The organism is Salipiger abyssi (assembly GCF_001975705.1).
In the GTDB taxonomy this organism is placed as follows: Bacteria; Pseudomonadota; Alphaproteobacteria; order Rhodobacterales; family Rhodobacteraceae; genus Salipiger; species Salipiger abyssi.
Window position 1 is genome coordinate 188,132 of sequence record NZ_CP015093.1, and the last position, 21,839, is coordinate 209,970.

Annotated in this window: 23 protein-coding genes and 2 tRNA genes; 9 read left to right on the forward strand and 16 right to left on the reverse strand. The window is 65.4% G+C overall.

Translation table 11 applies throughout. The features are described from left to right. Positions 1-10 precede the first annotated feature (10 nt). From Ga0080574_RS04465 to Ga0080574_RS04480, 4 genes are read left to right on the forward strand one after another with little or no spacing between them, the layout of a single operon-like run. Positions 11-745 carry a F0F1 ATP synthase subunit B family protein gene (locus tag Ga0080574_RS04465; protein WP_076695522.1) on the forward strand — a complete coding sequence of 245 codons (735 nt, stop codon included), beginning with the start codon at positions 11-13 and terminating at the stop codon, positions 743-745. Beyond that, positions 738-2,267, forward strand: coding sequence for a F0F1 ATP synthase subunit alpha (locus tag Ga0080574_RS04470; RefSeq protein WP_076695524.1), 1,530 nt, complete (start codon positions 738-740; stop codon positions 2,265-2,267). The genes Ga0080574_RS04465 and Ga0080574_RS04470 overlap by 8 nt, the downstream gene beginning before the upstream one ends. Continuing rightward, on the forward strand, positions 2,264-3,112 hold the full coding sequence (locus Ga0080574_RS04475) for a F0F1 ATP synthase subunit gamma (RefSeq protein WP_076695525.1): 849 nt from the start codon (positions 2,264-2,266) through the stop codon (positions 3,110-3,112). Before Ga0080574_RS04470 ends, Ga0080574_RS04475 begins: the two co-directional genes overlap by 4 nt. Positions 3,113-3,133: 21 nt before the next feature. Continuing rightward, positions 3,134-4,105, forward strand: a complete 972-nt coding sequence (locus Ga0080574_RS04480) for an LOG family protein (RefSeq protein ID WP_076695527.1) — start codon at positions 3,134-3,136, stop codon at positions 4,103-4,105. 116 nt (positions 4,106-4,221) lie between these two features. Here Ga0080574_RS04480 and Ga0080574_RS04485 read toward each other — a convergent pair. The 6 genes from Ga0080574_RS04485 to Ga0080574_RS04510 form a co-directional block, all read right to left on the reverse strand. Next, a tRNA-Glu gene (locus Ga0080574_RS04485) sits at positions 4,222-4,296 on the reverse strand. Positions 4,297-4,443: 147 nt separating this feature from the next. After that, the gene (recJ, locus tag Ga0080574_RS04490; RefSeq protein ID WP_076695529.1) at positions 4,444-6,183 is read right to left on the reverse strand and encodes a single-stranded-DNA-specific exonuclease RecJ; all 1,740 of its coding nucleotides are present in this window, start codon (positions 6,181-6,183) and stop codon (positions 4,444-4,446) included. A 123-nt stretch (positions 6,184-6,306) separates the two neighbouring features. Beyond that, positions 6,307-7,269, reverse strand: a complete 963-nt coding sequence (glpX, locus tag Ga0080574_RS04495) for a class II fructose-bisphosphatase (protein WP_076695530.1) — start codon at positions 7,267-7,269, stop codon at positions 6,307-6,309. 112 nt (positions 7,270-7,381) lie between these two features. Then, on the reverse strand, positions 7,382-8,668 hold the full coding sequence (locus tag Ga0080574_RS04500) for a homoserine dehydrogenase (protein ID WP_076695532.1): 1,287 nt from the start codon (positions 8,666-8,668) through the stop codon (positions 7,382-7,384). Between the two features lie 144 nt (positions 8,669-8,812). Then, positions 8,813-9,421, reverse strand: coding sequence for a GNAT family N-acetyltransferase (locus Ga0080574_RS04505; protein WP_198039772.1), 609 nt, complete (start codon positions 9,419-9,421; stop codon positions 8,813-8,815). Further along, positions 9,409-9,693, reverse strand: a complete 285-nt coding sequence (locus Ga0080574_RS04510) for a hypothetical protein (RefSeq protein WP_083716768.1) — start codon at positions 9,691-9,693, stop codon at positions 9,409-9,411. The genes Ga0080574_RS04505 and Ga0080574_RS04510 overlap by 13 nt, the downstream gene beginning before the upstream one ends. Positions 9,694-9,790: 97 nt before the next feature. Between Ga0080574_RS04510 and Ga0080574_RS04515 the strand changes: the two genes are divergently transcribed. Then, positions 9,791-10,408, forward strand: a complete 618-nt coding sequence (locus Ga0080574_RS04515; RefSeq protein ID WP_076695536.1) for a TetR/AcrR family transcriptional regulator — start codon at positions 9,791-9,793, stop codon at positions 10,406-10,408. Between the two features lie 9 nt (positions 10,409-10,417). On the opposite strand, the gene Ga0080574_RS04520 is transcribed toward Ga0080574_RS04515, so the two are convergent. After that, entirely contained in the window at positions 10,418-10,633 is a 216-nt protein-coding gene (locus tag Ga0080574_RS04520) for a hypothetical protein (RefSeq protein ID WP_076695538.1), read from the reverse strand. Between the two features lie 127 nt (positions 10,634-10,760). Between Ga0080574_RS04520 and Ga0080574_RS04525 the strand changes: the two genes are divergently transcribed. Continuing rightward, complete coding sequence (locus Ga0080574_RS04525) at positions 10,761-11,021, forward strand: DUF2312 domain-containing protein (protein WP_076695540.1); 261 nt, start codon at positions 10,761-10,763, stop codon at positions 11,019-11,021. A gap of 78 nt (positions 11,022-11,099) precedes the next feature. On the opposite strand, the gene Ga0080574_RS04530 is transcribed toward Ga0080574_RS04525, so the two are convergent. Next, positions 11,100-11,981, reverse strand: coding sequence for a hypothetical protein (locus tag Ga0080574_RS04530; protein WP_076695542.1), 882 nt, complete (start codon positions 11,979-11,981; stop codon positions 11,100-11,102). A gap of 83 nt (positions 11,982-12,064) precedes the next feature. Between Ga0080574_RS04530 and Ga0080574_RS04535 the strand changes: the two genes are divergently transcribed. Continuing rightward, positions 12,065-13,723: an ABC transporter permease gene (locus Ga0080574_RS04535; protein WP_076705678.1), complete on the forward strand. Its 1,659-nt coding sequence runs from the start codon at positions 12,065-12,067 to the stop codon at positions 13,721-13,723. 49 nt (positions 13,724-13,772) lie between these two features. Continuing rightward, positions 13,773-13,848 (forward strand) — tRNA-Thr (locus tag Ga0080574_RS04540). Between the two features lie 436 nt (positions 13,849-14,284). On the opposite strand, the gene Ga0080574_RS04545 is transcribed toward Ga0080574_RS04540, so the two are convergent. Further along, positions 14,285-14,905, reverse strand: a complete 621-nt coding sequence (locus Ga0080574_RS04545) for an SOS response-associated peptidase (RefSeq protein WP_076695544.1) — start codon at positions 14,903-14,905, stop codon at positions 14,285-14,287. A 532-nt stretch (positions 14,906-15,437) separates the two neighbouring features. Between Ga0080574_RS04545 and Ga0080574_RS25795 the strand changes: the two genes are divergently transcribed. Next, positions 15,438-17,459 (forward strand): hypothetical protein, encoded by a 2,022-nt coding sequence (locus tag Ga0080574_RS25795; RefSeq protein ID WP_156876283.1) that lies wholly within the window; start codon positions 15,438-15,440, stop codon positions 17,457-17,459. A 211-nt stretch (positions 17,460-17,670) separates the two neighbouring features. Here Ga0080574_RS25795 and Ga0080574_RS04550 read toward each other — a convergent pair whose 3' ends face one another. From Ga0080574_RS04550 to Ga0080574_RS04580, 7 genes are all read right to left on the reverse strand, one after another. Continuing rightward, positions 17,671-18,198, reverse strand: a complete 528-nt coding sequence (locus Ga0080574_RS04550; RefSeq protein WP_156876284.1) for a GNAT family N-acetyltransferase — start codon at positions 18,196-18,198, stop codon at positions 17,671-17,673. Positions 18,199-18,401: 203 nt separating this feature from the next. After that, positions 18,402-18,623, reverse strand: a complete 222-nt coding sequence (locus Ga0080574_RS04555; protein ID WP_076695548.1) for a hypothetical protein — start codon at positions 18,621-18,623, stop codon at positions 18,402-18,404. A gap of 96 nt (positions 18,624-18,719) precedes the next feature. After that, positions 18,720-19,487, reverse strand: coding sequence for a peptidoglycan-binding protein (locus Ga0080574_RS04560; protein WP_076695550.1), 768 nt, complete (start codon positions 19,485-19,487; stop codon positions 18,720-18,722). A gap of 69 nt (positions 19,488-19,556) precedes the next feature. Next, positions 19,557-19,844, reverse strand: coding sequence for a hypothetical protein (locus Ga0080574_RS04565; RefSeq protein WP_156876286.1), 288 nt, complete (start codon positions 19,842-19,844; stop codon positions 19,557-19,559). Between the two features lie 61 nt (positions 19,845-19,905). Further along, complete coding sequence (locus Ga0080574_RS04570; RefSeq protein ID WP_083716769.1) at positions 19,906-20,316, reverse strand: DUF4376 domain-containing protein; 411 nt, start codon at positions 20,314-20,316, stop codon at positions 19,906-19,908. After that, the gene (locus tag Ga0080574_RS04575) at positions 20,313-20,636 is read right to left on the reverse strand and encodes a hypothetical protein (RefSeq protein ID WP_076695554.1); all 324 of its coding nucleotides are present in this window, start codon (positions 20,634-20,636) and stop codon (positions 20,313-20,315) included. Before Ga0080574_RS04575 ends, Ga0080574_RS04570 begins: the two co-directional genes overlap by 4 nt. Before the next feature lie 11 nt (positions 20,637-20,647). Next, a complete protein-coding gene (locus Ga0080574_RS04580) occupies positions 20,648-21,838 on the reverse strand; it encodes a hypothetical protein (protein ID WP_076695556.1) in 1,191 nt (396 codons plus the stop codon). Position 21,839 lies beyond the last annotated feature (1 nt).

Sequence of the window (21,839 nt, forward strand, 5' to 3'; positions counted from 1 at the left end):
GCGGCCACTCATGACCATCGACTGGTGGACGCTTGGGCTGCAAACCGTGAATGCGGTGATCCTGATATGGATCCTCGCGCGGTTCCTGTTCCGCCCGGTGAGCCGCATCATCGCCGAACGGCAGGACGCGGCGCATGCGGCGCTCGACGCGGCAGAGGCGGCGCGCGAAGAGACCGAGACCGCGCGCGACGCCGCCCGGCGCGAGGCCGAGGCGCTGGCGGCGGATCATGCCCGCCGCATCGCCGAGGCGCAGGCCGCCGCCGAGGACGAGAAACGCCGGCTGATGGCAGAGGCCCATGCCGCCGCCGACAAAGCCCGCGCCGAGGGCAAGCGCGATCTCGAAAAGCTGCGTGCCACGCAGGCGCGCGAGCTCTCGCAGGAGGCCGGCACGCTCGCCGCCGACATCGCCGCGCGGCTGCTGGACCGGCTGCCCGAAGAGGCCCGCGTCACCGGCTTTGTCGACGGGCTCGCCGAGGCCGTGGCCGAGCTACCCGAGGCCACCCGCGCCAGCATCGGCAGCGAGGGTCCGGTGACGCTGCGCGCCGCGCGGCCGCTTGCCGACGGTGAAGCGCAACAGATCGCCGAGCGGCTGGGCACGGTTCTGGGCCGCCCGCCCGCGCTGAGTGTCGAGACCGAGCCGGCGCTCATCGCCGGGCTGGAGCTGGAGACGCCGCATGCCATTGTCCGCAACCATTTCCGGGCCGATCTCGACCGGATCCGGACGGAGCTCGCCCGCCATGACTGACGACACGCCGCTCTCGCACTGGCTCGACCGTGGCCGCGCCGCGTTGGGCGACACCCCGCTCACGCCCGAGGCCGAGGCGGTGGGCCGCGTCCTGCGGGTGGCCGACGGCATCGCCCAGGTCTCGGGTCTGCCCGACGCGGCGCTCGGCGCGCTCCTGCGCTTCGAGGGCGGCCAGACCGGCTTTGCCCACAGCCTGAACCCCGAGGAGATCGACGCGGTGGTGCTGGATGCCACCGACGCCATCGAAGCCGGCCAGAAGGTCACCGATACCGGCGAGGTGCTGCGCGTGCCGGTGGGCGAGGCGCTGCTGGGCCGCGTCGTCGATCCGCTGGGCCGCCCGCTCGACGGCGCCGCTCCGCCCGACACAGCCGAGACCCGCCCGGTCGAGCGCCCCGCCCCCACCATCATCGAGCGCGACAACGTCTCGCAGCCGCTGGAAACCGGGGTGCTGGTGGTCGACAGCCTGTTTGCGCTCGGGCGCGGCCAGCGCGAGCTGATCGTCGGCGACCGCGCCACCGGCAAGACCGCGCTCGCCGTCGATGCCATCGTCAACCAGAAGGACAGCGACGTGATCTGCGTCTATGTCGCCGTCGGCCAGCGCGCCACGGCGGTGCAGCGGGTGATCGAGGCGGTGCGCGAACACGGGCGGATCGAGCGCTGCATCTTCGTCGTCGGCGGTGCCGCCTCGGCGCCCGGCCTGCAATGGATCGCACCTTTCGCCGGCATGACGATGGCGGAGTATTTCCGCGACAAGGGCCAGCACGCGCTCATCGTCATCGACGACCTGACGCGCCACGCCGCCACTCATCGCGAGCTTGCCCTGCTCACCCGCGAACCGCCGGGGCGCGAGGCCTATCCCGGCGATATCTTCTACCTGCATGCCCGGTTGCTGGAGCGCGCCGCAAAGCTGGCGCCGGAACAGGGCGGCGGCTCGCTCACCGCGCTGCCCATCGCCGAGACCGATGCCGGCAACCTCTCGGCCTATATCCCGACCAATCTCATCTCGATCACCGACGGGCAGATCGTGCTCGACAGCCACCTCTTCGCCGCGAACCAGCGCCCGGCGGTGGATGTCGGCCTCTCGGTCAGCCGGGTCGGCGGCAAGGCGCAATGGCCGGCGCTGCGCAAGGTTTCGGGCCGGGTGCGGCTGGACTACGCGCAGTTTCAGGAGCTGGAGATGTTCACCCGCTTCGGCGGCATCACCAACCCGCGCGTGCGCGGCCAGATCGCCCGCGGCGAGCGCATCCGCGCCCTGCTGGAGCAGCCGCGCTTTGCCGGGCTGCGCATGGCCGATCAGGTGGCGCTGCTTGCAGCCCTTGCCGATGGCGCGCTCGACGACACGCCCCCCGGGGCGATTGCCACGCTGCGCGCCGAGCTGCCGCGCTGGCTCGACGCGCGCGCCGGCGAGGCGGTGGCAGCGGTGCAGTCCGACGGCACGCTGACCGACACCACCCGACGCGCGCTGACAGGGGCGGTGGCCGCGCTGGCGCAGGAGATCGCCCGGAGGGCGGCGGCGGAATGAGCGGACGGCTGGCCGATGTCGAAGCGCGGATCGGGACGGTGCACAAGCTCGCCTCGGTGATCTCCGCCATGCGCGGCATCGCGGCGGCCCGCGCGCAGGAGGCGCGCGAGCATGTGGACAGCATCCGGCTTTTCGCCGGCACCATCGGCGAGGCCATCGGAGAGGCGCTCGCCCTGCTGCCCGACCCCGCCGACACCGCCCATGGCGCCGGCGAGGGCCGGCACGCGGTGATCCTGCTGGCCGCCGAACAGGGCTTTGCCGGCACCTATAACGAACAGGTCTTCGATGCCGCCGCACCGCTGCTCGCCACGCCGCACAGGCTGTTCGTCGCCGGCGGGCGCGGGCTGCTGGTGGCCGCCGAGCGCGATCTGCCCGTCGACTGGTCGGCGGCGATGATCGCCCATCCCGCGCAGGCCGCCGGGCTCGCCACCCGGCTTGCCGACGCGATCTTCGAACCGCTGGCCGAGGCGCGCATCACCCGCGTCTCGGTGGTGCATGCGGCGCCCGGCGAGGCCGGCGGCATGGAGGTGGTGAGCAAGCGGCTCGTGCCCTTCGATTTCTCGCGCTTCCCGCCCGCCCTGCGGCGCGGCGCCCCCGGGATCACCCTGCCGCCCGAGCGGCTGCTGGCGCGGCTTGCCGAGGAATATGTCTTTGCCGAGCTGGCCGAGGCCGTCATGCTCGCCTTCTCCGCCGAGAACGCCGCGCGGATGCGGGCGATGATCGCCGCGCATGACAACGTCATGGAATCGCTCGATACGCTGGTTGCCGCCTCGCGCCGGCTGCGGCAGGAAGAGATCACCGACGAGATCGTCGAGCTCGCCACCGGCCGCCAGCCGGTCCGATAGACCACCCCATGAGGAGGCGCCATGCCCCGCCCGGACCCAAGCGGCAAACCCCTGCCCGCGCATGAGACGCAACGCCAGATCGAGCTGCCGGAATGCGCGCCGAAACCCGGCGCCGAGGATCGCGACGCGCCCGCGCTGGTGCGCCGCATCATGGCGGCGCCGAACTACGTGATCGCCGATGAGGACACCGATTTCCTCAACCGCGACGAGATGCGCAGCACGCGGCTCCAGCTCGATTACCAGAAGGCCGAGACCCTGCTGCAAGAGAACGGCATCGCCCATTCCATTGTGGTCTTCGGCGGCACGAGGATCGGCGAGCCGCGCCACACCGAGGCGCAGGTCGCAGCGCTGGAGGCCGCGCAGGCGCAGGCGCCGGAGGATCGCGACATCGCCCGCCGCCTGGCCGTGACCCGCCGCCTGCACGACAAGAGCCGCTATTACGAGATCGCGCGCGCCTTCGGCCGCATCGTCGGTGCCGCCGAGGGCTGCCACGGCAACCGGCTGGTGGTGGTGACCGGCGGCGGCCCCGGCGTGATGGAGGCCGCCAATCGCGGCGCCCATGAGGCCGGCGCCCGCACCGTCGGGCTCAACATCACCCTGCCGCACGAGCAGTTCCCCAACCCCTATGTCACGCCGGAGCTGTGTTTCCGCTTCCGCTATTTCGCGCTGCGCAAGCTGCATTTCCTGCTGCGCGCCCGGGCGCTGGTGGTGTTCCCCGGCGGCTTCGGCACGCTGGACGAGCTCTTCGAGACACTGACCCTGATCCAGACCCGCAAGATCCGCCCGGTGCCGGTGATTCTGGTGGGCGAGCGCTATTGGCGCCGCGCCTTCGACGCGGACTTTCTGGTGGAGGAAGGCGTGATCGAACCCGAGGACCGCGACCTCTTCTGGTATGCCGAAAGCGCGCAGGAGATCTGGGACGATATCCGCGCCTGGTACGACAAGGCCGGCCGTCCGCTCACCGGCCCGCCGGGCCCGATGCAGGAGCCCTGAAACGCCGCCGCGGGCCGCGACATAGCCGGCCCGCGCATGGCCCTGACGCAAGGCACAAAACGCGCTGTAAGCCGCTGGCTTTGCAGATATAAAACTGTTCGGGAAATCCGGAAAAGTGGCAGCCCGTAGGGGAATCGAACCCCTCTTTCCAGGTTGAAAACCTGGCGTCCTAACCGATAGACGAACGGGCCAGCGCTGCTGGTGAGGGGCCTTTTAGGCAAAGCCCGCAGACCTTGCAAGCGCAAAATTACGAAAAAAGCGCCCCTCGCGCGGTTTTTTCAAAAAACAATCCGGGATGGCAATTCCCGCAACGATCACAACCGCTTAAACGGCCCTCCTCAGGCCGGCGCCGCGTCCTCAAGACGCAGTTGCACCGTGCGGCGCCCGTTCCATTCGTTGATCTCCAGACGCCCCGCCACGTGGAATCGTCGCCCCTGATGCCCCGACAGTTCCGGCCCCAGCGCGCCGTCGAAAGCGCCAAAGCAGATCGCCTCGAGTTTCGCCCCCAGACCGTCGCCGAGAGACAGTTTCAGATGCCCCGCGCCGACCTGTTTGGCAAAGCCGATCTGCACATCCGGCAGCGCGAACCGCGGCGCCGGCGCGCCCGCGCCGAAGGGGCCAGCGCGCTCCATCCCCTCGCAGAGATCCAGCGTCGCCGCCCCCGGCATCAGCACCCCGTCGAGCTTGAGATCGGCGGCGCCGCCCTGCCCAGCGCCCTGCTTCGCCAGCAGCTCGGAAAGCCGCGCCATGGCGCTTTCCAGCGCCTCGCGCGCCACGGTGAGCCCGGCGGCCATCTTGTGCCCGCCGCCCTTCAGCAACAGCCCCTCGGCCGCCAGCCGCTGCACGCTGGCGCCGAGATCGACGCCCGAGACCGAGCGGCCCGAGCCCTTCCCCTCGGCGCCGTCGAGCCCGATCACCACCGCCGGACGGTTGGTCAGCTCTTTCAGCCGCGAGGCGACAATGCCCACCACACCCGGGTGCCAGCCCTCGCCCGCCGCCCAGACCAGCGGCGCGTCGAGCCCGCGCTCCTCGGCCTGCGCGAGCGCGGCGGCGCGCACCGCCTCCTCGACCTCGCGGCGCTCGGTGTTGAGCTGGTCGAGCCGCTCCGCCAGCGCGCCGGCCTCGTGCCGGTCGCGGCAGGCCAGCAGCCGCGCGCCCAGATCCGCCTGCCCGATGCGCCCGCCGGCATTGACGCGCGGCCCCAGCACATAGCCCAGATGATAGGACGAGGGCGCGGTATCGAGCCGCGCCACATCCGCCAGCGCCACCAGCCCGGGCCGCGCGCGCCGCGCCATAACCGCGAGCCCCTGGCGCACCAGCGCCCGGTTCACCCCCTTGAGCGGCGCCACGTCGGCCACCGTGGCCAGCGCCACCAGATCCAGCATGGCGATCAGATCCGGCCCGCGCTCGCCCGCCTCGCGCAGCTGCCGGCCACATTCCACCAGCATCAGGAACACCACCCCCGCCGCGCAGAGATGCGCCAGCGCGCCGTCCTCGTCCTGCCGGTTGGGGTTCACCACCGCCACGCAATCGGGCAGCGTCTCGCCCGCGAGGTGGTGATCCAGCACCACCACATCCGCACCCGCCGCCGCGGCGATGGGACCATGCGATAGCGTTCCGCAATCGACGCAGACGATCAGGTCATGCGTTTCGGCCAGCTTCGCCATCGCCGGCTCGTTCGGCCCGTAGCCCTCGTCGATCCGGTCGGGGATATAAAGCGTCGCCGCCATGCCGCGTTGATGCAGCCAGTCGAGCAGCAGTGCCGCCGAGGCGCCGCCATCGACATCGTAATCGGCAAAGACCGCCACCCGCTCGCGCCGGCTTACCGCCGCCAGCAGCCGCGCCGCCGCCACCTCCATGTCGCGCAGGCTGCGCGGATCGGGCAGCAGGTCGCGCAGCTTCGGCTCCAGATAGCCCGGCACCTCCGCCACATCGACACCGAGCCGCGCCAGCACCTGGCAAAGCCCGCGCGGCAAGGCTGTCTGCTGCGCCAGCGCCTCGGCCTGACGCTCCTGCTCCACCCCGGGCCCGACCCAGCGCCGCCCGGTCAGCGAGGCCTCGACTCCAAGATAGCTCATGCCCCTGCCCCCATGTCTGAAACCGCCCCCGCCTTAACGCGAAAAAGCAGGGACCGGAACACCGCCCCCTGCTTTCATCTTTCCAAAAATACTCACATGCCGACCCTGCGGCCGGGCGCCCCCTCAGTTGAAGGGGTTGCGATAGATCACCCGCCGCACCGAGCCGGTCTTGGAGCGCATCAGCAGCGTCTCGGTGGTGATCCAGCCGATCTCGCGCTTGATGCCCGACAGGATCGAGCCGTTGGTCACGCCGGTGGCGGCAAAGATCACATCCGCGGTCACCATCTCGTCGCGGGTATAGATCTTGTTCAGATCGGTGATGCCGGCCTTGGCGGCGCGCGCCTTCTCGTCGTCGTTGCGGAACAGCAGCCGGCCATACATCTGGCCGCCCATGCATTTCAGCGCCGCCGAGGCGAGTACGCCCTCGGGCGCCCCGCCCGAGCCCATATACATGTCGATGCCGGTGATATGCGCCTCGGCGCAATGCATCACGCCGGCCACGTCGCCATCGGTGATCAGGCGGATCGCGGCGCCGGTGGCGCGCACCTCGGCGATCATCTCCTCGTGGCGCGGACGCTCGAGGATGCAGACGGTGATATCGGTGTTATCGCAGCCCTTGGCCCTGGCCAGCGCCTCGACCCGCTCGGCGGGCGACATGTCGAGCGTCACCACATGATCGGGATAACCCGGGCCGATGGCCAGCTTGTCCATATAGACGTCGGGCGCGTGCAACATCGAGCCGCGCGGCCCCATGGCGATCACGGTCAGCGCGTTGGGCATGTCCTTGGCGGTCAGCGTGGTGCCTTCCAGCGGGTCGAGCGCGATATCGACCCCCGGGCCGCCCTGGCCGACCTCTTCGCCGATGAACAGCATCGGCGCCTCGTCACGCTCGCCCTCGCCGATCACCACGACACCGGAAATCTCGAGCTTGTTCAGCTCGTTCCGCATGGCGTTCACGGCGGCCTGGTCGGCGGCCTTCTCGTCGCCGTGGCCGATCAGCTTGGCCGAAGCGATGGCGGCCTGCTCCGCCACGCGGGCAAGACCCAGCGACAACATGCGGTCATTGAAATCCTTGGGGGTCGACATTGGGGCTTCCTTTGAAATGTTCGTCGCTGAGGGTGTAGCCCGCCGGACAAAGCACTGGCAAGTCCGGTCGCGCTAACGCGGCGGGGCGGCGCCGGGCGCCGCCCCGCCCGGGTCAGACCTGCTCGATCCGCAGCACCACCGGCGCGTCATTGACCACGCCGGTCGCGGGCATCGCCGCCAGCGCCGCATCGAGCGCCGCGCGGGTGGTCTTGTGGGTGACGATCAGCACCGGCGCGGCATCGGCGGCGTGATCGTATTGCCGCATGCGGTTGATCGAGACCCCGGCCTCGCCCAGCGCCGAGGCGACCTTGGCCAGCGCGCCCGGCTTGTCGGCCAGCGCCAGCCGCAGGTAATAGGGTGCCGGCGTCGCGGCCTTTGCCGGGGTGGAGGCCACCAGCCGGCTCGCCGGCGCACCGAAGGTGGTGACCCGCGTGCCGCGCGCGACGTCCATCACGTCGCCCATCACCGCGCTCGCCGTCGGGCCCTCGCCGGCACCGGCACCGCGCAGCACGATCTGGCCGACCTGATCGCCCTCGATCACCACCATATTGGTGCCGCCCTCGAGCTGGCCCAGCGGCGAGGTCGCCGGCACCAGGCAGGGCGACATCGACTGTTCCAGCCCGCGCCCGGTCATCCGGCAGACGCCCAGCAGCTTGATCTTGTAGCCCATATCCGAGGCCTGGCGGATATCCTCGATGCTGACCCGGCCGATGCCCTCCAGCTCCACCGCGTCAAAGGCCACCTGCGTACCATAGGCGATGGCCGAGAGCAGCGACAGCTTGTGCCCGGCGTCGATGCCGCCCACGTCGAGCTCGGGATCGGCCTCCAGATAGCCCAGCCCGTCGGCCTCGGCAAAGGCCTCGTCATAGCTCAGCCCGCCGTTTTCCATGCGCGTCAGGATATAGTTGCAGGTGCCGTTCATCACCCCCATGACGCGGGTGATCTCGTTGGCGGCCAGCCCCTCGGTCAGCGCCTTGATCACCGGGATGCCGCCCGCGACCGCCGCCTCGAAGCGCAGCACGCAGCCATTGGCCTCCGCCAGCTCCGCCAGCGCCTGACCGTGATGCGCCAGCAGCGCCTTGTTCGCGGTCACCACATCCTTGCCGGCCTTCAGCGCCGCCTCGACCGCCGCCTTGGCCGGCCCGTCCGAACCGCCGACCAGCTCGACGAAGACGTCGACATCGTCGCGGGTGGCCAGCGTGACCGGGTCGTCTTCCCAGGCGTAGGAGGTGAGCGGCACGCCGCGATCCTTGTCGCGGTTGCGCGCCGAGACCGCCGAGACGGCGATTTCGCGCCCGGTGCGCGCCTCGAGCAGCGCCGCTTTCTGGCGCACGATCTTGACGACGCCGGCACCGACGGTGCCCAGGCCCGCGATCCCGAGACGGAGAGGGTCTGACATGGGTGGGCTCCTTCTGTTGTTTTCGCGATGCGATCGGTTCCGATCCGCCTTAGCCGCAAGGCGCGGCAGGTGCAACGGGATGCGGCGGGGAACGCCCGGCCTTTCCCCCGCCCGCCCGGCAGAGCGCCGACAAGAGCGGCGTTGTCAGGCCCCAGGCGCGTCGCGGCGCGGCCATTCCGTGCGCAGCAGCGCATAGATCAGCTCGTCGCCCCAGACCCCGTTGAAGCGGTCGTTCTGCACGAGATGCGCCTCGCGCCGCAGCCCGAGACGCTCAACCACCCCCACCGACCCGGCATTGAGCGGGTCGAGCCGGGCAAAGATCCGGTGAAAGCCCATCTGCCCGAAGCCCAGATCGAGGATCGCCCGCACCGCCTCGGTGGCATATCCACGCCCGGCGAAATCGGGGTTGAAGATATAGCCGACTTCCCCCTGGAGCGCCGCAAGGCTGGCGATGCTCAGCGAGACCTGCCCGAGCAGCGCCGCATCCGCGCGTCTGGTGACCGCGAGGCGCAGCCGGTCGCCCTCGGCGGCGAAGGGCGTGTCGAGAAAGCCCGCGAATTTCTCCGCCATCGCGTCGCCTTCGGGGATCTCCTGATAGAGATAGCGATAGACCTCGGCGCGGCTGTGATAGGCGGCGAAGGCGGGCAGATCGTCAGGACGGAAGCGCCGCAGCGACAGGCGCTCGGTCGCCAGCGGCAGGCACGCGAGATCGCGCCTCAGATCGCCGTCCTCGGCACCGGTCAATACGGCCACGCGATCCCCTGCGCCATCCGCGCCCGGTCGCTGGCCGGGACCACCGGCCCCTGAAGCCGCGCCGCGCGGGCGCGCAGCCCGGCCACCCGACCCTCGATCCCCGCGCGCATCTCGGGCGTGGCGCGTGGCTCAGGCCCTTCGAGCAGCCCGTCGAGCGGCAGCAGCGCCGGAAAGGGCATCGTCTCCACCCCGGGCGTGCGCGCGGCGTCGAGCTCGGGGAACTGGGTGCAGCCGACAAGGGCGAGCAGGAGCAGAGAAGGCGAAAGGCGCATGGGCAGGTCCGTCTGGTCTGTCACCCTCTTGCCGCAGTCCGGCGCGCGGGGCAAGCACCCGGCTTGATCTGAACGTATGTTCAGATAGCCTGTAGCAATGGCCCGCACCCAAGGATCGCATTCCGACATCACCGGCCCGCGCGTGCGGGCGGCGGCGCTGCGTCTTTTTGCGCAGCACGGTTATGCCGCCGTCTCCATGCGCCAGATCGCCCGTGAAGTCGGGGTCCAGGTGGGCGCGCTCTACAATTACACCCCCGACAAGCAGGCGCTGCTGTTCTCGCTGCTCAAGGGCCATATGGACGATCTGCTGGAGGAGTGGCAGGCCGAGCAGCGCCCCGAGGCGTCCCGCGCCCGGCTCGAGGCCTTCGTGCGCTTTCACATCCGCTTCAACCTCGCCCGGCCCGAGGCGATCTTCATTTCCTATATGGAGCTGCGCAATCTGACGCCGGAGAATTTCGCGGTGATCGAGGCGCTGCGCAAGCGCTACGAAGGCGCGCTGGAAGAGATCCTACGCGACGGTCAGGCGGAAGGCGCGTTTTCCGTGCCCGATACGCGGCTGGCCTCCTACGCGCTCATCGCGATGCTGACCGGGGTCAACACCTGGTATCGCGCCGGCGGACGGCTCTCGATTGCCGAGGTGGCCGATATCTACTGGGACATGGTGCGCAAGGCGGTCTCTGCCGACGATGCGACCGGAGCGCCTCAGCCGGCGTAGGCCGCGGGCTCAGCCCAGGAAGATGCCGATGATCACCATCATCAGACCGAGCACCGACAGCATCAGCGCGCCCATGTTCAGCGGCACCGCCTTGCGGACCACCTCGCGCAGCGCCTCGTCCGACAGCCCCGCCCGGCGTGCGCGCCAGACCTTCGCGATGCTCCAGAAGAGACCGCCCAGTCCCAGCGCGGACACAGCCGCTCCCAGCCAGATCAGCCATTCCATCGGGTCCGTCCCCTCATCCCATGCAAACGCGGCTTCGCGTAATCCATCGCCGGTGCTGCCGCAACCCCTTGATGGTTGCGCACCGCTTGGGCTACTCAAAGCGTAAAATCGGCAGGAGACAAGAACGATGCAAGACGAAGGTTCGAGCAACAGCTACGGCGTTGCCGCAGGCGAGCTGCGCAGCTTTATAGAGCGCTATGAGCGGCTGGAGATGGAAAAGAAGGAAATCGCCGACCAGCAAAAGGAAGTGATGGCCGAGGCCAAGGGGCGCGGCTATGACACCAAGGTCATGCGCAAGGTGATCGCCCTGCGCAAGCGCGACAAGGACGACATCGCCGAGGAAGAGGCGGTGCTGGACATGTACAAGGCCGCGCTCGGCATGGAATGAGCGCCCGGCAGGGGCTTTGACAGGGGCTTTGACCACGGGCGGGCCGGCATCCGGCCCGCGTCCCCCCTTTCCGGCGGCTCAGGGCGTGATCAGCGTGACGCCGGGCAGCCTGCCGATCTCGAGCATATCCTCGTCGTAAAGCTCGGCCAGCATATCGACATAGGCGCCGTCCCAGCCCGGCAGATCGAGCTCTTCCTCGATCGCGTCGTCGAGCGCAAATTTGTCGAGGATCGCCACCATCACCCGGCGTTTCTGGGCTTCGTTGACGCCGGGATTTTCCTTGAGAAACGCCCGGAAGCGCCGCATTCCCTCCGGGCTGACGATCTGGGAAAAGATGTCGAAGCTGCCGATGATCTTGCGGCTCATCTCGATCCCGGCCATGTCGCGCAGGATCTGCCCCCAGAGCAGCGGCGTATCCTCGTTGCACCAGACCGTCACCGGCATGTCGGGCACCGCCGCGCGCATGCGCTTGATCACCTGCGACCAGCGCAGATGCATCGGGTCGGCGCCGCTCAGGAAGGCCTCGAAGGTCGGGTACTGGGTCTTGCGGTAGATCTCCGGCAGGAAGGTGGCGAAATCGCGCAGCCCCAGAAAGATCTCGATCTCGTCGCCGGCAAAGAGCTGCCGTACCGTGGCGAGCCGCTGTTCGAGCTTGCGGTAGGGCACACCGCCATCCAGCGCCAGCTTGGGCATGGAGAGCAGGTTTTCATGGCTCAGGATGAGCCGCTGCACCTGCTCTGGGTCGTCGTCTAGGATCGCGTCGATCAGCACGTCGCGCGCCTCGTCCGAGGGCGTGCCATCGCCGAGCGAGTTGATCGCGTCCAGCAGCAGCCGGCGGTAGCGGCTCGGGCCGGGGATCGACACGCCGTCCCTGCGGAAATCGCCGGCATTGCGCAACAGCCCCTTCAGCAACCGGTCCTCATCGGTACAGTGGACGCCGAGATGAAGAATGATCTGCATTGCCTGCCCTTTTGGTTGGCCTGCGGCTGCACTATAAGATCTTTCGCCGCGAGGAAAACAGCAATCGCCCGAGGGACCGCGAGATGAGCCTGGCAGACCACAGCCGCCGCAAAGCCGATCTGCGCCTGCGCTGGCCGAATCCGTGGTCGGCGGGGGCGGCGCTGATCGCCGCGCTGGTGGTGGCGCCGATCCTGGCGGTGATCTGGATCGCGCTGTTCCCGGCCGAGAACATCTGGCCGCATCTCGTCTCCACCACCCTGCCGCGCTACCTGCGCAACACGCTGGTGCTGATGTTCGGCGTCGGGCTGCTCGCCGGGGCCGTGGGCTCCGGCGCGGCCTGGCTGATCGCGCGCTACGAGTTTCCCGGACGGCGCTGGCTGGAATGGCTGTTGCTGCTGCCGCTGGCGATCCCGGCCTATGTGGGCGCCTATGCGCTGGTGGATTTCCTCGAATATGCCGGCCCGGTGCAGACCGCGCTGCGCGGGCTCTTCGGCTGGAGCAGCGCCCGCGATTACTGGTTCCCCGAGATCCGCTCCATGGGCGCGGCGATCGTCGTGCTGGCGGCGGCGCTCTTTCCCTATGTCTACCTGCTGGCGCGCAACGCCTTCCGCGAACAGTCCGGCGCCTCGGAAGAGGTGGCGCAATCGCTCGGCACAGGCGCCTTGGGGCGGTTCTGGCGCGTGGGCCTGCCGCTGGCACGCCCCGCCATCGCCGCCGGCATGGCCATCGTGATGATGGAATCGGTCAACGATTTCGGCACGGTGGATTATTTCGCCGTGCAGACGCTGACCACCGGCATCTTCTCGGTCTGGCTGCAAAGCAACAATGCCGGCGGTGCCGCGCAGATCGCCGCGACGGTGCTGGCACTGGTCATCCTGCTGGTGCTTCTGGAAAAGCACTCGCGCCGCAAGATGCGGTTTTTCAACCTCTCCACCCATCACCGCCCGGTCGCCCGCAAGCCGCTGCCGCCGCGCGCCGGCTGGCTGGCGACGCTGGCCTGCGCCCTGCCCTTCGCACTCGGCTTCGTGCTGCCCGCCGGGGTGATCCTGAGCCACGCGCTGCGCAACGCGGCGAACTGGGCCGAGCCGGCGCTCTGGGAGGCGGGGCTGCACACGCTGATGGTCTGCGGCATCGCGGCGGTGCTGACGGTTCTGGGCGGGGTGTTCCTCGTCTACGGCGTGCGGCTCTCGGGCCGGCAACTGCCCCGGCTGCTGCTGCCGGTGACGACCATCGGCTACGCCGCGCCCGGCGCGGTGCTGGGCGTCGGCATCCTGATCCCGCTCGCCGGGCTCGACCATGCGCTGGCCGACACGGTCGAGGCGGTGACCGGCCGCGATATCGGGCTGGTGCTCACCGGCTCGGCCTTTGCGCTGGTGCTGGCCTATTTCGTGCGATTCTTCGCCATCGCCCAGGGCGCCGCGGATGCGGCGATGGGCCGGGTCTCGCCGAATCTGGCGCTCGCCGCCCGCTCGCTCGGGCGCAATCAGGGCCAGACCCTGGCCGAGGTCTATTACCCGATGATCCGCACCTCCATCGCCTCGGCGCTGCTGCTGGTCTTTGTCGATTGCGTCAAGGAGCTGCCGGCGACGCTGCTCCTGCGCCCGTTCAACTACGAGACGCTGGCGACGCGGGTGCATGAGCAGGCCTCGCTGGAAAATCTCGGCGACGCGGCACCGGCGGCAATGCTGGTGATCGCCGTCGGGCTGACCGCCGTGGGGCTTTTGGCCCGCGCAAACCGATAGATAGCGCTTGCGCAGGGGGGCGATGCTGTCATATCCCTTGCGCCACGGTGCCCCTATAGCTCAGCTGGTAGAGCAACTGATTTGTAATCAGTAGGTCCGCGGTTCGAGTCCGTGTGGGGGCACCACTAGCCAAATTCAGCATTGAAAACATTCAGGTTTTAGCGATAAGTGCCCCACGCAATTTCCCGCGTGGGGCACATTCTGGAATCCAGCCCGGTTTCACCACTGTCCGCCCCATCAGCGCGGCGCCGTACACACATTGCCGGTTGCCCTAGGATTTCTGGCACCTGATAAACGACATCTATTCCGATATCGACTGCCGATAGTCCCTTCATAGCAAGCCAAACCAAGCTACGCTCCATGGCTCCACCCATAGCGGACCTCCGCCGGATGGCCGACCCGCCCGCACGCTCTGCACCTGAACCGGTCAAACACATGCGGCAGTAGGAACCAGGGTGGATCTCCAAGATACTTTGGCGGGAAGTCGGCCAGCATCCTAGATGACTGGTGCCCGCACTCGCACGCCAAGAGGATGAAATGACCTCGTCTCATGCGGCAGACTCAGTCGAACGGCTCGATCAGTTCGGGACCGTCATCCTTGCCCCCGAACCGCGCGACGGGATGATGCCTAAGCATCGCCCCTGCCCCAAGATCGGTCTCATCGCTGCCGTCCAACCAGGCGTCCCGCTCGTCGGAGTTGAGGATCACCGGCATCCGGTGATGGACATCGGAGACGTCCGCGTTCGCCGCTCTTGTCATGATCGTGCAGGTGAGCAGCTCGCCCCAGCGCGACGCGAGCCCCGCGAACCATAGGGTTTCTTCATTGCCGGCGGAGCGGATGAAATGCGGTTGTTTAGCGCCCTTCTCTCCCGTCCATTCGTAATAGCCCGCGGCCGGGATCAAGCAGCGGCCATGGCGCCAGACCGCCCGATAAGTCGGCTTGCTCGCCGCGTCTTCGATGCGGGCGCTAAACGTCGTGGCTTTCCAGTCCTTCAGTTCTCCCTTGTGCCAGGACGGTACGAGCCACCAGCGCGCGTAGTGTGCCTCGCGTTGCCGCTTGGCGAACAGAAGGACATCCTGCGTCGGCTTCACGTTGAAGCGACGCGGTATCGGGTCGATCTTGATCTCGGAATGCTCGAGATCGGTCCCGCGCAGGTTTGGATCTACGAATCGGCCACACATCCGACAAACGTGAGCGGAAGGACCAGCTCCGCACAACTATTTTCAAGCTGCCTAAGACAAACGTCGCGACGAGCACAGGATGAGGTTTGGAGCGATGGGCGGGAAACCGACCTTCGCTGCATGCTGATCCAATGGCGGCTGTGCGCAGCAAAGCAGTCATGTCTAATTGGACGGGGCTGTTCTTTGTTGGTGCATCTAACGCGCTTCGCAATTTCGCTTTAGTAACAGTGGGTCAAGCTGCATTCTGTAAACGTTGGACATTTGCGCAACCCGCGGCTACCAAGAAGCTGAAGAAGATGACCATATCTTTGTGGATTAGTGATCGGAGCGACCAGTGTCTTGGAGCCAACTCGAAAATCGTGTCAGAGAAATCTCAAGCCTAAGGTATGGAACGCCTGCCGAAGCAATACGACTAAAGAATGGGGTACATCACGACTGCGTTTGCAAGGTCTCGGAGCGGCATTGGATCATCGTAGAAATAACCAAAAACAACACGGTCGATAAAGTCCGAGGCGACGTCAACAGACTTGTGATGACGAGAAATCAGTTCTTTATACAAGATCACGTTATGTGCGAATGCTGGATAGTCATCAATCTTGAGCCAACAGCCTCAATGCGCGCTGCGGCCGAAGAAAATGGCATCAAGATATCTTCAATTGACGGGTATATTTCTGAATTCTTTGATCAGCGCCAGTACTCTAACATTCGACAAGATGAAAAATTTGGGAGCGCGGTGGATATCATTTCAGGGGACCCGGACAAGAAGCCATTCATCCCTGTCGCCTATGACGACACAGTGAGATCAAAATCCTACCAAATTTCAGATATTTGCGACTATTTGACGCAAGGTTTTAACGTCGTTCTCACAGGGACATTTGGGAGTGGGAAGAGTCGCTGCTGCAAAGAAGTTTTTGAAGCTCTTAATGTGAGAAGTGATATTAACTTTCTATCCATTGACCTTAGAGATGTTGGGGCGTTGGCGTCTGCTAACCAAATTGTTCGTGCGCATTTCGAAGGCCTTGGGCTGGATGGCCAGGCAGAAGCGGCAATTCGACTTTTGAATAGTGGAAAGCTGATATTGCTACTTGACGGCTTTGACGAGATGGGTGGGACGCAATGGAGCGATGACCCGCAGAAACTTCGAGATATTCGTCGTCGCACTTTAAAGCCGATAAGGGAGATTGTTGAGAAAGCACACAGCACAATCATTACGGGCCGAGAGCACTACTTTAATTCAGATGATGAACTGCTAGATTCAGTTGGCGTATCGAGCAAAAAGTTCTTACACTTGGAGTGCCGTGAGGAATTTAGCGCCGAAGAGATCTCGAGCTTCTTGAAGACCTTTAAGATCGAAATGGACATGCCTGAGTGGTTGCCGAAGAGGCCGCTACTCTATCAAATCCTAGTCGAACTGCAGGGAGACATATCTAAAATAAGACTAGATCAAGCCAGCGGCCAAGCTGAGCTGTGGTCCTACATCTCCACATTGATATGCCGAAGAGAGGCAAGGATTAATGCAAACTTCGAAGAAGACACGATTTTTGCGATTCTAAAGAGATTGGGTCGGGAAAGTCGTCATTTTCTCAAAGATGTTGAGCCTGTAACTCTAGAAAGCCTAAAATCTGCTTATAAAGCGGTACGCGGTTACGAGCCCGCCGAAGAGGATGCGGTTCTACTACAGAAGCTTCCGGGTTTGGGGCGGATATCTTATGACTCCCGGGATAGAAGGTTCGTCGATAAATATCTCGTTGATGGCTTTAGGAGTAGCGATCTTGCGGACTACATTTCGTTTCAGGACGAAGACCTTTCGGAAACCCGCTGGGTCAACTCGCTCGATACTCTAGGACTGTCAGTAGTCGGAAAAGCACTATCAGAGCAAATGAATGATAGATCCGCTGTCGCTCTCGCTAAGAGAGCTGCAGATAGGGAAAACTCGGTACTAGCCGCCGACATACTTGCCGCCCTCGGATTTTCTGATGCAGAAGAGGTCAACGGCAGCAACATTCAGATTTCGGGCGCTGAAATTCGCTTTCTCGACATGACGCTAGCACACTACAAGAATATTACTTTTGAATCTTGTATTTTTCATAGACTTCAGATTGCGGATTATGAAGTCGAAGGTGTTGAAATTCGCAATTCTATTATCACAGAGATACTCGGGGTTCCGAACGAGGCTGGCGTTCCCTCGTGGATTTCTGATAGTGAAATCACATCCTTTGATGATGCGGGAAATGTGGCAAGTATCAAAAATTTGAAGCTTAGCGCTCCGCAAAGAATTCTATGTGTAATTTTGCACAAGACGTTCTTCCAACCGGGGCGGGGCCGCCAAGAAGAAGCCTTGCTTCGTGGCCTTGGGCAAGTTGATCGGCATAAAAATACAAAGGAAATTCTGAAAATTCTTCAAAGAGAAGGGCTTCTTGGCGTAGATAGGGGCCGCCATGGGAACTTATATCTTCCAAATATTGCCAAAAAACCTCTGGCTTCAAAAATCTTGAGCCTACAGAGTCAATGTAATGAGCCGATTTGGCAGGAGGTGTCTGCCCTTCCTTCTTGATGTGGGCCCTGCGTTCAAAGAACGACGCTCCCATTACAATGGATAACTGCGTGAACTTGCTTGTTGAAAGCATACTAAATGATGCCGCGATCAGTCATCCGCTGCGTCTGGCACGAATGTCGGCTCCGGGCCGGGAGCGACGCGCACCGCAGATGACCAAGCGCGCGCCATGCGGCAACGCCGCAGGTCCGCTCCGAGCCCACACCTACCGTTATTGTTTAGGTAGACGATAGACCTCAACCTCGCGTTCACAGGTTGGATCAATCGTTCGTCGGTCAAAAATCATGCCGAGCTTTTGCATGATGCGCGCCGACGCGCCGTTCTCGAGCTGGTAAATACTCACGATATCGGTGATGCCCAGTTCGTTGACGCCGAATGAAAGAGCGGCAGCCGCCGCTTCGCTTGCGAAGCCTTTCCCCCAACTCGGCTTGGAAAACCTCCAACCGATTTCGACGGAGGGTAACACTTCAGGTAAGAAGTCCGGCCAAGACAACCCTGTGAAGCCGATCAGGTCACCGGTTTGCTTGGATTCGACAGCAAACAACCCAAAGCCCCGCTCTTTCCACTCTTTCTTGAAGGACGCGATGTATCGTGCCGCGTCGTCCGCGGTTCGCGTTTTCCCATTTCCGATGTAGCGCATGACGTCGGGGTCAGCGCACATTGCCGCAAATGGTGCGTGATCATCAGGCTTCCAGCCTCGCAGCAGTAGTCGTTTGGTATTGATCGTGCGCTGTAACATGGCGCTCTTTAAGCACATTGCCCAATGGCAGCAAAGTCCGCGTCGTCGGCCTTTACCATCCGATTTCGCTGCACGTGGCCATCAAGGACCGGTTCGGGGAAGCTGCGCTGTGTCATGGGGCTGTAAGCGAACGGCAGGTTGGGGCCGGCTACAGACGCACCGGCCCTTCGCTTATCAATCACATCACAGGGCGTCCGCCCCCCTCACGTCTCCCCACCAAGCGCCTTTGCCCAGCGGGACCAGGCGAAGGTGCCGCCCGCGCCGGCGCCATAGATCAGCGCTGCCAGGGCCATCGAGGCGGCGTTGATGTCAATCGCAAGCACGCCTGCGGCGCGGTCGAGGTCGATGAACGGCAGCGCCGCCAAGAGCCCGGCGGCGGGGAGCAGGATGAAGACGCGAAGGAAGAGCGCGATTTTGCCAGTCATGAGGATGTCCTTTCGATTAGCGCCATAGGCGCGTGGAAATGCCGCGCGCGGCGGCGGAGAAGACCGGCGCTAGGCGCCGGCCAGTGATTGATGAGGTCACGCGCCGGCCAGGGCGCGGCTTGCCGTGTCGCGGATCTGCGCCAGAGCGTCGGCCAGGGTGTCAAAGCGCGAGGGCGCAGGCGGCGCCCCTGCCCCGGCGGCCACCAGCGCCGCATGCAGCGCGGCGCGGGTCTTTGGCCCGGCGATGCCGTCGACACTCAGCCCGGCATCGTCCTGGAAGAGCCGCACCGCCTCGGAACCGTATCCGAGCAGCACCAGCGCGGCGCGGGTGTAGCGCGCGAGCCGGTCGCTGTAGCCGTTCAGCCCGCCATTGATCCGGCGGGTGACCATCTCGGTATCGCCCTGATCGGCGTAGCGGTTGAGATCGCGGCTTTGCCAGTACCAGACCGGCCCGAGCCCCTCCCAGGGATCACTGTTCATCAGGTCGGGATCGGCGACAAAATCCGGCGCGGCGGGGTCGATCTCGGCCCGGCACCAGTCGCGGAATGCGCGGGTGTTCGCCTTGCCGGTGATGTGCATGCCGGTGCGACCGCGATACTTGTACCCGTCGCCATCGGCGGCAGCGGTGTTGCCGAGATCGGTGCGGGTGTCGTAGCGCCGCTGCGCCGCGGTCGGCCCCCAGATCTCCTCATCCCAGAGGAAGCCGCCCATCTCATGGGCGAGCTGCCCGAGATACTGCGCCAGGCGATGCGGCAGATCGAGCCCCGCCGCCTGGCCGTGGGTCTGGAGCCCCAGCAGAATGGAGCGCATATTGTCATTGGCCGGCCGGCCCGCAATGGCCGCCAGCTGGTCGATATTGATCATCGGAGATCTCCAAAGAAAAAGCCCGGCGCGAGGCCGGGCGGTGGTGGTTTGGTGGTGTGTGAATGGCCGTCAGTCTGCGCGCTCGATGCGCTCCAAGCGCGTGTCGATCCGGTTCAGCAGATTGTAGATCCCTGCAAGCCGTTCGTCCTGCCGCGCCCCGGACGCTTCCAGCGCCCGAATGCGACCCTCAAGGCCAAGCATCAAACTCGCGGATGCCTCACGCCGCTCCTCGATGTAATCGAGCCGCGTCTGCATCTGGCCGTAGGTGACAAAAAACCCCCCAAGCGATGTGACCACCGCCACGAGGGCGGCAATCGTTGACCAGTTCCAGCGGTTTTCAAATCTTGGAGAAGTCATTGTGTCACCGTAAAAAAGCCCGCCGGCGGCGGGGTCTGTCGTTGTCAGGTTTCGAGCGTGGTCAGGTCGGCCAGTGCGCATCTTCGGCGAAGTCTGCCGGGATCTGGCCACTGTCGATCATGGTCCAGCTCGCCTGCATCACCGCCTCGATCCACGCGGTCGCGGCTGCGGCAAGCTCCAGAAACTGCGCCGCCGTGAGCTCGTGCATGGCGTTCTCGGCATCCCGGTAGGTCAGCGTCGTGGTCGTGTCCCCTGCGGATTGGAGTGCCGCGGCGCGCTGGGACAGGCCCAGGATCACGCTTTGATCGAATGCGCGCCCCTGGACGGGGATGGAGCCGAATGACAGGGCAAGCACAGTGCCGGCCTCGACGCGGCGGCTGCGTTCCGCATGCAGCGCCGACTTGCGCCGCGCCTGCTCCGCCGCCGTCTTGTCCTCGGCGGTGATGATCCTGGTGAGGTCGATATTGCTCATGCCTGGGGCTCCTCTGCGGGCTCGTCGTAGATCGGAAGCGCCACCGTGCCGTCAGGCACATTCTCCAGCGGCGCGGGGAAGCGGGTGGCCTCGGGCGCGGTCGGGCCGTGCGGCAGGGCTACCGGCACGATCAGCGCGCCGGCCTCATCGCGCTCGACCTTGCCGGTGATCCAGTCCGAAGAGATCGCATCGGCCGGCAGCGTGGCGCCGGCGGGGAGAGCCGAAAAGTCGAACGCCTCCCCGTTGAAGGTCAGCACATCGCCCGCTTTGGTAAGCGTGAGCGGCAGGTCGCGACGTTGCGGGTGCAGGATGATTTTCATGAGGTTGCTCCTTAGAACCAGCGTCCGGTTGCGAAGAGGTGGACCGGGATCGTGTCGCCGTTGCCCGCCGATGCGCCAATCGACGCGCGGGTCACCCATTTCGTGGTGCCGCTGGCAAAGGCGACGCCGCCGCGATCACTCCATTGTTGCGCGATGGCGCCCGTGCCGCCGTTGACGCCGATGTCACCGCCAGCGACCGTGCCCACGAAGGTCACGGGGAAAGACCAGTCCTGCCCCTGGCCATCGTCGAGATCGTGATTGACGATGCGCCAGCACTGCATGGTGCCGTCGGCAAACTTGACATACTCACCGCTGGCGTTGCTGCCGCGCTCGATGATCTTACCGGTGGGCGTGCCGGCAGTCTGAGCGACCGCGCCCACCACCCCCGTTTCCTGCGTGACGATGCGGTGCCAGAGAATGCTGTTGTCGCCCTGCTGCTCGCCGATCCACGCGAAGCACTCGGCCTGGGTCGACCCATCCCGATAGACGAGAAACCGACGCCGACCCGTGAAGTTCTTATGGGCCAGCATCGAGTAAGCGTAGGGCAGGCTTTCCGGGCCGCCGGGCTGCGTGGTCCCGCCGAAGGAGTAGAACCCGTTCTGCATGTCACGGTCACTGAGGTTGTCGCCGCCGGAAAGGGCTGCCGCGGTGTCGCCAAGGCCGAATGCGCCGACCTTCATCAGCTTTGTGAGATCATGATCGACGTCATCGCTCTGCACGGCGCTGCCGGTGATCGGAACGTCCACCCGCATCTCCGAGGTGGTCAGCAGCACGCGGCGAATGCCGTTGGTGGCGAGGCCCATCTGATTTGCAGCGGCGCGATAAAGGCCGGTCGATGTGTTGCTGAGAAAGCTGATCGCCGGCGCCCCGGCCGAGCCATCGCCGAAACGGCCGGACAGAGCGCCGTCGATATGCCCGTTGATCGTGGAGACGCCGGATTGAAGCGCATCATAGGCCGCTTTCAGGAACCCCTTGATCGGCACGATCTCATAGCTCTGCCCGCTCTGCGTCGATCCCGTGAAGTTCCGCGCCAGCGTCAGCTCCGTGTCGCTCACGATGGCTTCGATCTCGTAGCCGTCACCATTCAGGAGCCTGAACTCCTCCCCGACTTTGGCGTTCGCGACCCATGCGGTGCCGCTTCCGGTCACCGTGTTGCTGCCAGTTGAGACCGACACAGTGCCGGTTCTGTACCAATTTGCCATG

What these genes read in the sequence shown, in the direction of transcription:
- Ga0080574_RS04465 (WP_076695522.1), top strand. Translation starts at nt 11, where the DNA reads ATGACCATCGACTGGTGGACGCTTGGGCTGCAAACCGTGAATGCGGTG.
- Ga0080574_RS04470 (WP_076695524.1), top strand. Translation starts at nt 738, where the DNA reads ATGACTGACGACACGCCGCTCTCGCACTGGCTCGACCGTGGCCGCGCC.
- Ga0080574_RS04475 (WP_076695525.1), top strand. Translation starts at nt 2,264, where the DNA reads ATGAGCGGACGGCTGGCCGATGTCGAAGCGCGGATCGGGACGGTGCAC.
- Ga0080574_RS04480 (WP_076695527.1), top strand. Translation starts at nt 3,134, where the DNA reads ATGCCCCGCCCGGACCCAAGCGGCAAACCCCTGCCCGCGCATGAGACG.
- recJ (WP_076695529.1), bottom strand. Translation starts at nt 6,183, where the DNA reads ATGAGCTATCTTGGAGTCGAGGCCTCGCTGACCGGGCGGCGCTGGGTC.
- glpX (WP_076695530.1), bottom strand. Translation starts at nt 7,269, where the DNA reads ATGTCGACCCCCAAGGATTTCAATGACCGCATGTTGTCGCTGGGTCTT.
- Ga0080574_RS04500 (WP_076695532.1), bottom strand. Translation starts at nt 8,668, where the DNA reads ATGTCAGACCCTCTCCGTCTCGGGATCGCGGGCCTGGGCACCGTCGGT.
- Ga0080574_RS04510 (WP_083716768.1), bottom strand. Translation starts at nt 9,693, where the DNA reads ATGCGCCTTTCGCCTTCTCTGCTCCTGCTCGCCCTTGTCGGCTGCACC.
- Ga0080574_RS04515 (WP_076695536.1), top strand. Translation starts at nt 9,791, where the DNA reads ATGGCCCGCACCCAAGGATCGCATTCCGACATCACCGGCCCGCGCGTG.
- Ga0080574_RS04520 (WP_076695538.1), bottom strand. Translation starts at nt 10,633, where the DNA reads ATGGAATGGCTGATCTGGCTGGGAGCGGCTGTGTCCGCGCTGGGACTG.
- Ga0080574_RS04525 (WP_076695540.1), top strand. Translation starts at nt 10,761, where the DNA reads ATGCAAGACGAAGGTTCGAGCAACAGCTACGGCGTTGCCGCAGGCGAG.
- Ga0080574_RS04530 (WP_076695542.1), bottom strand. Translation starts at nt 11,981, where the DNA reads ATGCAGATCATTCTTCATCTCGGCGTCCACTGTACCGATGAGGACCGG.
- Ga0080574_RS04535 (WP_076705678.1), top strand. Translation starts at nt 12,065, where the DNA reads ATGAGCCTGGCAGACCACAGCCGCCGCAAAGCCGATCTGCGCCTGCGC.
- Ga0080574_RS04545 (WP_076695544.1), bottom strand. Translation starts at nt 14,905, where the DNA reads ATGTGTGGCCGATTCGTAGATCCAAACCTGCGCGGGACCGATCTCGAG.
- Ga0080574_RS25795 (WP_156876283.1), top strand. Translation starts at nt 15,438, where the DNA reads ATGACGAGAAATCAGTTCTTTATACAAGATCACGTTATGTGCGAATGC.
- Ga0080574_RS04550 (WP_156876284.1), bottom strand. Translation starts at nt 18,198, where the DNA reads ATGTTACAGCGCACGATCAATACCAAACGACTACTGCTGCGAGGCTGG.
- Ga0080574_RS04555 (WP_076695548.1), bottom strand. Translation starts at nt 18,623, where the DNA reads ATGACTGGCAAAATCGCGCTCTTCCTTCGCGTCTTCATCCTGCTCCCC.
- Ga0080574_RS04560 (WP_076695550.1), bottom strand. Translation starts at nt 19,487, where the DNA reads ATGATCAATATCGACCAGCTGGCGGCCATTGCGGGCCGGCCGGCCAAT.
- Ga0080574_RS04565 (WP_156876286.1), bottom strand. Translation starts at nt 19,844, where the DNA reads ATGACTTCTCCAAGATTTGAAAACCGCTGGAACTGGTCAACGATTGCC.
- Ga0080574_RS04570 (WP_083716769.1), bottom strand. Translation starts at nt 20,316, where the DNA reads ATGAGCAATATCGACCTCACCAGGATCATCACCGCCGAGGACAAGACG.
- Ga0080574_RS04575 (WP_076695554.1), bottom strand. Translation starts at nt 20,636, where the DNA reads ATGAAAATCATCCTGCACCCGCAACGTCGCGACCTGCCGCTCACGCTT.
- Ga0080574_RS04580 (WP_076695556.1), bottom strand. Translation starts at nt 21,838, where the DNA reads ATGGCAAATTGGTACAGAACCGGCACTGTGTCGGTCTCAACTGGCAGC.